Origin of the sequence: Streptomyces flaveolus (assembly GCF_044765825.1) — a bacterium.
Taxonomy (GTDB): Bacteria; Actinomycetota; Actinomycetes; order Streptomycetales; family Streptomycetaceae; genus Streptomyces; species Streptomyces flaveolus.
Window position 1 is genome coordinate 334,587 of record NZ_JBIWKU010000010.1, and the last position, 9,947, is coordinate 344,533.

Annotated in this window: 3 protein-coding genes, 1 tRNA gene and 1 rRNA gene; 1 reads left to right on the top strand and 4 read right to left on the bottom strand. The window is 69.7% G+C overall.

Going from position 1 to position 9,947, the window contains the following annotated elements:
- Positions 1-234: 234 nt before the first annotated feature.
- Positions 235-5,709, bottom strand: a complete 5,475-nt coding sequence (locus ACIRG6_RS28590; RefSeq protein ID WP_403324970.1) for a HAMP domain-containing protein — start codon at positions 5,707-5,709, stop codon at positions 235-237.
- 392 nt (positions 5,710-6,101) lie between these two features.
- Here ACIRG6_RS28590 and ACIRG6_RS28595 point away from each other — a divergent pair, with 392 nt between their 5' ends.
- Positions 6,102-8,867, top strand: a complete 2,766-nt coding sequence (locus tag ACIRG6_RS28595) for a SpoIIE family protein phosphatase (protein ID WP_364683345.1) — start codon at positions 6,102-6,104, stop codon at positions 8,865-8,867.
- Between the two features lie 56 nt (positions 8,868-8,923).
- Here ACIRG6_RS28595 and ACIRG6_RS28600 read toward each other — a convergent pair.
- The 3 genes from ACIRG6_RS28600 to rrf form a co-directional block, all read right to left on the bottom strand.
- Positions 8,924-8,999, bottom strand: a tRNA-Thr gene (locus ACIRG6_RS28600).
- 78 nt (positions 9,000-9,077) lie between these two features.
- Positions 9,078-9,740: a DegT/DnrJ/EryC1/StrS family aminotransferase gene (locus ACIRG6_RS28605; RefSeq protein WP_403324974.1), complete on the bottom strand. Its 663-nt coding sequence runs from the start codon at positions 9,738-9,740 to the stop codon at positions 9,078-9,080.
- Between the two features lie 115 nt (positions 9,741-9,855).
- A 5S ribosomal RNA gene (gene rrf, locus ACIRG6_RS28610) occupies positions 9,856-9,947 on the bottom strand; the annotation flags it as partial.

Below are 9,947 nucleotides of genomic sequence, written 5' to 3' on the forward strand. Positions count from 1 at the left end.
GCGTCGCCCGTCCTTGTGCCGGTCATCGTAGCCGCACCCCGCCTGTCACCACACCCTGTCACCGCGATGTCACTGTGTACGTAGCAGAAACGCGGCGGGAGACCAGAAGGTTCCCCGAATCCCGTACTTCTACACGACTTCGAGCACACTGAGTCAGCAACTCCGCGTGAACGCCGAAGTCCCACGCCACGCCCACGCACATCACGTTCGCACACTGCCGCCCGGACGTGCCGCTCACTCCTCCCGCATCCACTGCTCCATCACCGTCAGCAGGTGGTCGGGGTCGACCGGCTTCGTGACGTAGTCGGAGGCGCCCGACTCGATCGCCTTCTCCCGGTCGCCCTTCATCGCCTTGGCGGTCAGCGCGATGATCGGAAGCCCGGCGAACTGGGGCATCCGGCGGATCGCCGTGGTCGTCGCGTACCCGTCCATCTCGGGCATCATGATGTCCATCAGGACGACCGCGACATCCTCGTGCTGCTCCAGCACCTCGATGCCCTCCCGGCCGTTCTCGGCGTACAGCACGGACAGGCCGTGCTGCTCCAGGACGCTGGTGAGGGCGAAGACGTTGCGGATGTCGTCGTCGACGATCAGCACCTTCTGGCCGCCGAACCGGATGCTCCGGTGCGACTGCGGCGCCGCGTCCTGCCCGCCGGCCGGCCGCCGCTCCTGCCGGGCCACCTGCTCGTCGGGCTCCGGCACGGCCCTGCGGCGGCGCCGGAACAGCGCCGCGGCACCGTTCTGCGAGTCCTGGTACGACTTCACCTCGGCCGGCGTCTCGACCTGCGTCTCCGGCATCTCCGCCCGGGCACTCGAGGAGGCCGGCGACTCGCCCGCCTCCAGGGACGGCATGGCCTGCGGGTAACCCTGCGGCGGCAACTCGCTCGGATGCAGCGGCAGGTAGAGCGTGAACGTGGACCCGCGTCCCGGCTCGCTCTGCGCGTGGATCTCGCCGCCCAGCAGCTGCGCGATCTCCCGCGAGATGGACAGCCCAAGTCCCGTACCGCCGTACTTGCGGCTGGTGGTGCCGTCGGCCTGCTTGAACGCCTCGAAGATCACCCGCATCTTGCTGGCCGCGATCCCGATGCCGGTGTCGCTCACCGAGAACGCGATCAGCTCGGCGCCCGGGTCGGTCATCGAGCCGGCCTCCAGCAACTGTTCCCGGATGCCCTGCGGAACGTCGTCCCGGGCCGGCCGGATCACCAGCTCGACGGCGCCGGAGTCGGTGAACTTCACCGCGTTGGACAGCAGGTTGCGCAGCACCTGGAGCAGCCGCTGCTCGTCGGTGTGCAGGGTGGCGGGCAGCTCCGGCGACACCCGCACCGACAGGTCCAGGCCCTTCTCGGCGGTCAGCGGCCGGAAGGTGGCCTCCACGTAGTCGACGAGCTGGACGAGGGCGATCCGCGTCGGCGAGACGTCCATCTTGCCGGCCTCGACCTTCGACAGATCGAGGATGTCGTTGATGAGCTGGAGCAGGTCGGAACCGGCGCCGTGAATGGTCTCGGCGAACTCGACCTGCTTCGGCGACAGGTTCGCGTCGGCGTTGTCGGCGAGCAACTTGGCCAGAATCAGCAGGGAGTTGAGCGGCGTACGCAGCTCGTGCGACATGTTGGCCAGGAACTCGCTCTTGTAGCGCATCGAGACCGCGAGCTGCTCGGCGCGCTCCTCCAGGACCTGCCGCGCCTCCTCGATCTCGGTGTTCTTCACCTCGATGTCGCGGTTCTGCTGCGCCAGCAGCTCGGCCTTCTCCTCGAGTTCGGCGTTGGACGACTGGAGCGCCTTCTGCCGCTGCTCCAACTCCTCGGACCGCTCCCGCAGTTGCTCCGTCAGCTCCTGCGACTGCTTCAGCAGCACCTCCGTCTTGGTGTTGACGGAGATGGTGTTGACGCTGGTCGCGATCATCTCGGCGATCTGGTTGAGGAAGTCCTTCTGGATCTGCGTGAACGGGGTGAAGGACGCCAGCTCGATGACGCCGAGCACCTGCCCCTCGAACAGCACCGGCAGGACGATCACCTGGGCGGGCGGGGCCTCCCCGAGCCCGGAGGAGATCTTCAGATAGCCGCTCGGCGCCTTCTCCACCAGGATGGTGCGCTTCTCCTGGGCGGCCGTTCCGACCAGCGCCTCCCCCGGCCGGAACGAGGTGGGCATGGACCCCATCGAGTAGCCGTACGACCCGAGCATGCGCAGCTCGTACTGGTCGTCGTCGGCACCGGGCTGCTCCTGGCCGTCGACCAGCGGCATGGCGAGGAAGAACGCGCCGTGCTGTGCGGAGACCACCGGGGTCAGCTCGCTCATGATCAGCGAGGCCACGTCCTGGAGGTCCCGGCGGCCCTGCATCAGCGCGGAGATGCGGGCGAGATTGCCCTTGAGCCAGTCCTGCTCCTTGTTGGCGATCGTGGTGTCGCGCAGGTTGGCGATCATCTTGTTGATGTAGTCCTGGAGCTCGGAGATCTCCCCGGAGGCGTCCACGTCGATCTTCAGGTTCAGGTCACCGCGGGTCACCGCGGTCGCCACGCGCGCGATGGCACGGACCTGCCGGGTCAGGTTCCCGGCCATCTCGTTCACGGACTCCGTCAGGTCCCGCCAGGTGCCGTCCACGTCCCGCACCCGAGCCTGCCCGCCGAGCTGGCCCTCCGTACCCACCTCGCGGGCCACGCGGGTCACCTCCTCGGCGAAGGAGGACAGCTGGTCGACCATCGTGTTGATCGTGGTCTTCAGCTCGAGGATCTCACCGCGCGCGTCGATGTCGATCTTCTTCGTCAGGTCGCCCTTGGCGATGGCGGTCGTGACCATGGCGATGTTGCGCACCTGACCGGTCAGGTTGGACGCCATCTGGTTCACCGACTCGGTGAGGTCCTTCCACGTACCGGACACGCCCGGCACGTGCGCCTGCCCGCCGAGGATGCCGTCCGTACCCACCTCGCGGGCCACCTTGGTGACCTGGTCCGCGAACGAACTCAGCGTCTTCACCATGGTGTTGAAGGTCTCGGCGAGCTGCGCGACCTCACCGCGCGCCTCGATCGTCACCGTCCGCGTGAGGTCGCCGTTGGCGACGGCCGCGGCCACCTGGGAAATGTTCCTCACCTGAACGGTGAGGTTCTTCGCCATCAGGTTGACGTTGTCGCTGAGGTCCTTCCAGATGCCCACGACACCCGGCACGTGCGCCTGCCCGCCGAGGATGCCCTCGGTACCCACCTCGCGCGCCACCCGCGTGACCTGCTCGGCGAAGGACGACAACTGGTCGACCATGGTGTTGACGGTGGTGACGAGCTCGAGGATCTCGCCCTTGGCGTCGACGGTGATCTTCTTGGACAGGTCGCCCTTGGCCACGGCGGTGGTGACCTCGGCGATGTTGCGGACCTGCATGGTCAGGTTGTTGGCCATGCCGTTCACGGACTGCGTGAGGTCCTTCCAGGTGCCGGAGACACCCTGCACCTCGGCCTGGCCGCCGAGGATGCCCTCGGTACCGACCTCCCGCGCGACGCGCGTGACCTCCTGGGCGAACGACGACAGCTGGTCCACCATCGTGTTCAGCGTGTTCTTGAGCTCCAGGATCTCCCCGCGCGCGTCCACGGTGATCTTCTGGGACAGGTCACCGCGGGCCACCGCCGTCGCGACCTGCGCGATGTTGCGGACCTGCGCGGTGAGGTTGCCGGCCATGCCGTTCACCGAGTCGGTCAGGTCGCGCCACACGCCGGCGACCCCGGGCACCTGCGCCTGTCCGCCGAGACGGCCCTCCGTGCCCACCTCGCGGGCCACGCGCGTGACCTGCTCGGCGAACGACGACAGCTGGTCCACCATCGTGTTGATGGTGTTCTTCAGCTCCAGGATCTCCCCGCGCGCGTCGACGTCGATCTTCTGGGAAAGGTCGCCGCGGGCCACCGCCGTCGTCACCTGCGCGATGTTGCGCACCTGGGAGGTCAGGTTCCCCGCCATCGAGTTGACGGAGTCCGTGAGCTCCTTCCAGGTGCCCGACACCCCGTCGACGCGGGCCTGACCGCCGAGGCGGCCCTCCGTGCCCACGTCCCGAGCCATCCGGGTCACCTGGTCGGCGAAGCTGGAGAGCTGGTCCACCATCGTGTTCACGGTGTTCTTCAGCTGGAGCATCTCGCCCGAGACGTCCACGGTGACCTTCTGCGACAGATCGCCGTTGGCCACGGCCGTCGTCACCTGCGCGATGTTCCTCACCTGACCGGTGAGGTTGCGGAACGCCGTGTTGACGGAGTCGGTGAGGTCCTTCCACGTGCCCGCCGCCCCGGGCACCTGCGCCTGGCCGCCCAGCTCGCCCTCGACACCGACCTCCCGGGCCACGCGCGTGACCTCGGCGCCGAAGGAGGACAGCTGGTCCACCATCGTGTTGACGGTGTTCTTCAGCTCCAGCATCTCGCCGGCCACGTCGACCGTGACCTTCTGGGACAGGTCCCCGTTGGCCACCGCCGTCGTCACCGCGGCGATGTCACGCACCTGGGTGGTCAGGTTCCGGAAGACGGTGTTGACGGAGTCGGTCAGGTCCTTCCAGATCCCCGCCGCACCCGGCACGTTCGCCTGACCGCCGAGCTGCCCCTCACCGCCGACCTCGTTGGCCACCCGCGTGACCTCGTCCGCGAAGATCCGCAGCGTCTCGGTCATCTGGTTGATCGTCTCGGCGAGCTGCGCGACCTCGCCGCGAGCCGGCACGGTCACCTTCAGCGACAGGTCACCGTTGGCGACCGCGGTCGTCACCTCGGAGATCCCGCGCACCTGGGCCGTCAGATTCCCGGCCATGGTGTTGACGGAGTCCGTGAGCTCCTTCCACACACCCGCCACTCCGGGCACCTGCGCCTGACCGCCCAGCGCGCCCTCGGTACCCACCTCACGGGCGACACGCGTCACCTCGGAGGAGAACGCGGAGAGCTGGTCCACCATCGTGTTGACGGTGTTCTTCAGCTCCAGCATCTCGCCGGCCACGTGAACCGTGACCTTCCGGGACAGATCTCCCTTGGCCACGGCCGTCGTCACCAGCGCGATGTCCCGCACCTGCGCGGTCAGCCGGTACGCCATCGTGTTGACGGAGTCCGTGAGGTCCTTCCACGAGCCGGACATGCCGCGCACCTGGGCCTGCCCGCCCAGCTTGCCCTCGGTACCGACCTCGCTGGCCACCCGCGTGACCTCGTCCGTGAACGTCGACAACTGGTCGACCAGGTTGTTCACGGTCCGTCCGACCTTCAGGAACTCCCCGCGCAGCGGATGCCCGGTGCCCTCCGCCGTCTGCGTCCGCAGCTCCATGCGGGGCGACAGGTCACCGTCCGCCACCGCCGACAGCACCCGGCTGACCTCGGAGACGGGCCGTACGAGGTCGTCCACGAGCGCGTTGGAGTTGTCGATCGCGGTCGCCCAGGACCCCTCGCAGGCCCCCGTCTCCAGCCGCTCCGTGAGCTTTCCTTCACGTCCGACCATCCGCCGCACCCGCGCCAGCTCGCCCGTGAGATGCAGATTGCGGTCGGCCACCTCGTTGAAGACCGCCGCGATCTCCGACATCACGCCGTCCCCGGACACCGTGAGCCGCTTGCGGAAGTTCCCCTCCCGCATCGCCACGAGCGCCGTGAGCAGCCGGTTCAGCGACGCCGTTTCGACCGTCGTCGTACCGCCTCGTGCCTTGCCCTGCTTACTCAGGGACTGTCCGCCTTTCGCGCGCGTCTTCGTGGCCCGCGTCGCTGCGCCAGACTCCACTGTGTCCCTCCCGCAGGGGTCGACCGTTACTGCTTGTGCCCGGTGCACCTCACGGTGACCGGCTACTGCCGCGCGCTTCCTGTGCCGCCGCGTGCTCCGGCCCGGCTGACCGGGCCGCTGCCAGGGCTGCTGCCCATGGAGCCCGCTCGGCATTCGGCCTGCCCGGACGCACACAGGAAGCTTGCCCAGTGTTTCACCCCGGCCCAACCAGGCCATAACAGTTCGGCAGCTTCGCACATCGTCCGCACACCCTCTGGGCGGAAACACTGCAGACCGGCATCCGCGGGGGCGGCGAAGGTAAGTAACCTTGCATGCGGCTGTCCAGCCGTGCCGGTTCTGTCCGGCCTGGGCGGTGGCACGAGACGAGCGGGCACGGAGGGGCGGCCGGACACATGACCACCGGACTGGTCCCGGGGGAGCAGCCCCCGGATCACGGGCCGACGGACGGCCTGCCGCAGCAGCGGCACGAGCCGGTCGGCCATCGGGCCGTGCACGTGCACGTGGACGTGGAGAGAGGGTCGAGGAGTTCTGTGATCACCGCGCGCGCGGCCGCCAGTTTCGAGCCCGTCGGACGATCGGTGGCGAGCGCACGTTCCTTCGTCCGCGACACCCTCCAGGGCTGGGGCCATGCCGACATCGTCGACGACGCCGTGGTGCTCACCAGCGAACTGGTGACCAATGCCGTCGTGCACGCCGGCACCGCCGCCGACGTGGTGTGTCTGCGCAGTGACGACGGCGTGCGCATCGAGGTGGGCGACCGCTACCCCGAGCGCGAGGTGCCGATCCAGGGCTCGGCCGTCAACATGGGCAGCCCCGACCGCGAGGGCGGACGCGGCCTCCAGCTCTGCGCGGCCCTGGCCGGCCACTGGGGCGTCGAGTACACGCCCACGCACAAGAACGTCTGGTTCCAGCTGGACCTGCCCGCGCGCGCGGTCGGTACCCGTTCCGCGGGCCCGGCCCTCCCGGCCGAACTGCTGCCGGTCGCCGACGGCCGCGTCCGCGTCGCCGTCGTCCAGATCGACCGTACCGGCGCCATCACCGCCTGGAACGAGGACGCCGAGGAGCTCTTCGGCTACCCGGCCGAGCAGGTCACCGGCAAGCCGCTGACCGACCTCGCCGCCTGGCCGCACACCCCGGGCACCAGCACGGGCATCGTCGAGGCTCTCCAGCTCTCCCGCTGGGAGGGCAGCTACGGCATAAGGGACGCCGACGGCCGCGTCACCCCGGTCTACGCCTCCCACCTCCGCGTCCGTGACGCCGGCGGCGAACCCTCCACGGTCTGCCTCCTCGTGCGGGACCACGAGCGTGCCGTGCTGCAGACACCGCTGCGCGTGCCTGCCTCCGACTCCGGCGGCTCCTCCGACGGCCAGAGCACCGACCCCTTCGAGGTGTTCATCGGCTCCCCCGCCCCGGACGACCTCGACGGCCTCCTCCAGCGCACGGTCGAACGGGCCCGCGACATGCTGGACGCCGACGCCGCCTTCCTGCTGCTCGCCACCGACGACGAAACGGAGCTGGAGGTCCGCGCCTCCACCGGCCTGCCCTCCGCCCGCCAGCGCTTCGCCCGCGTCCCCGTCGAGGCGGGCCCCGGCCGCTACGGCTCCGCGCGCATGCCCGCCGTCCACGACGACCTCGCCGCGGTCCCCGGTGCCGTCCCCCTGCTGAACGGCACCGGCATGCGCTCGGTCGTCACCGTCCCCCTCAAGGTCGAGGGCCGCCTCACCGGCTCGCTCGGCGTCGCGGCCGAATCCGCCGGCCGGTACTCCAACGAGGAGGCCCTGCGTCTCCAGTTCGCCGCCGACCGCATCGCCCTCGCCGTCGAGTCGGCCCGCCTGGGCGAGCTGGAGCGGCTGCGCCGCGGCTCGCTCAGCTTCCTCGTCGAGGCCTCCGACCTTCTCGCCGGCACCCTGGACCGTGACCAGACCCTGGCCCTCATGGCGCAGATGACGGTCCCGACCCTGGCCACCTGGTGCGCCGTCTACACCATCGCCGACCAGGCCTCGGACCCCTACCTGTCGTACGTCCTGCACGAGGACGAGGAACTCATCGACGGCATCAAGTCCCTGCTCTCCAAGATCGACCCGCCCGACCCGGTGCCCACTCCGGGCGCCCGCGTCTGGACGGCTCCCGCCGAGGTCGCCCACCAGGCGGCGCTGCGCAGTTCCATGCGCAGCCTCGGCCTGAGCGGCGGCCCCACCCAGAAGGTCAGCTCCGGCATCGGCCCGACCCTGGCCACGGCCTCCGCCGTCGGCGGCGAGACCGTCGTCCTGCCCTTGGTGGCGCGCAACCGCGTCATCGGCATGCTGACCCTCGGCAAGCCCACCGACGAGCACTTCCGCCAGGAGATCCTGGAACTCGCCGAGGACCTGTCCCGCCGAGCCGCCCTCGCCCTGGACAACGCCCGTCTGTACTCGGAGCGCACGGCCATCAGCCAGTCCCTCCAGCGCAGCCTGCTGCCGCCGGAGCTCCCCCTGATCGACGGCGTCGAGGTCGAGGTCATCTACCGCGCGGCCGGCGAGGGCAACGAGGTCGGCGGCGATTTCTACGACCTCTTTCCCATCAGCGACGGCGCCTACGGCTTCGCCATCGGCGACGTCTGCGGTACGGGCCCGAACGCGGCGGCGGTCACGGGCCTGGCCCGGCACGCCCTGCGCCTGCTGGCCCGCGAGGGCCTGAGCGGGCCCGCGGTCCTGGAGCGCCTCAACTCCGCCATCCTCGACGAGGGCGCCCGCAGCCGCTTCCTCACCCTCCTCTACGGCGAGATGCGCCCGCAGGAGGACGGCAGCGCCGAGCTGAAGGTCGTCTGCGCCGGCCACCCCCTCCCCCTGCGCCTGCGCCAGGACGGCACGGTGGAACCGGCTGCCGAGCCGCAGCCGCTGCTCGGCGTCCTGGAGGACCTGGAGCTTTACGAGCAGACGGTCACTCTGGACCCGGGCGACGTCCTGCTCTGCGTCACGGACGGTGTCACGGAGCGCCGCGAGGGCACGCGCATGCTGGGCGACGACGGCCTCGCCGACGTCCTGACCACCTGCACGGGCCTGACGGCGGGCGCGGTGGCGGCCCGCATCATGCGCGCCGTGGAGCGCTTCGCGTCGGACGCGCCGTCCGACGACATGGCGATCCTGGCGATGCGGGTGCCGGAGCCGCACGCGGACTGACGCACCGGATCAGGGCATGCGAAAGGCCCCGCCCAATGGGCGGGGCCTTTCTGTTGTGGAGCCCCCAAACGGAATCGAACCGTTGACCTTCTCCTTACCATGGAGACGCTCTACCGACTGAGCTATAGGGGCCTGTCGCCTTGTCGAGGTTTCCCTCGCGGCAACGGAATAGATCATACCCCGAACAGAGGGGTGCTCCCAACACTGCTTTCAGTGCGCGGGTTGCAGCAGCCCGCCCAGCGCATTGCACGCGGACACGATCCGCTGCATGTCCCGCTTCGTCAGCGAGGCGTCCACCGGCAGCGCGAGGGTCTCCTCGGCGGCGCGCTCCGTCTCCGGCAAGGACACGCAACGCCGGAACCCGGGCATTCGGTGCACGGGTGTCTGCACGGGCACCCGGCAGTCGACTCCCCTCCCCCGCACGGCCCGGGCGAACGCGTCCCGGTCGGGCCGGCCGTTGCCCGGCACCCGCACCACGTACTGCTGATAGGTGTGCCCGTCGCCCCCGTCGGGAGTGCGCACGCCCTTCAACTTCCCGTCGAGATAGGCCGCCCGCTCCCTGCGCCGCGCTATGTCGTCGTACGGCCCGTCGGACTCCCCTTGCTCCAGGACGAGCAGTCCGTGCCGCTGCCCGATCCCGTGCAGCCGAGCCATGTCCGCCGGCCGCCCGAAGCGGTGTACGGCGACCACGGCCACGGTCCGGGGTGTCAGCGCCGCCTCCACGGCGGACCCGTCGAGGCAGTACGTCGCCGGATCTATGTCGGCGAACACGGGCAACGCACCGACGAGGGCCACGTGTTCAGCGACCTCCGCGTTCCCGAAGGCGGGCACGACGACCTCGTCACCGACGCCTACGCCGGCGGCCCTGAGCATGGCAGCAGTACTCATGCCGACGATGCTGGTCGCGCCATGTGAACGTCAAGTGACGCACAACAAAAAAGGGTTGGACCCGGAACCGAAGTTCGGGGTCCAACCCTTTTGAATGATTGTTCGGCGGCGTCCTACTCTCCCACAGGGTCCCCCCTGCAGTACCATCGGCGCTGAAAGGCTTAGCTTCCGGGTTCGGAATGTAACCGGGCG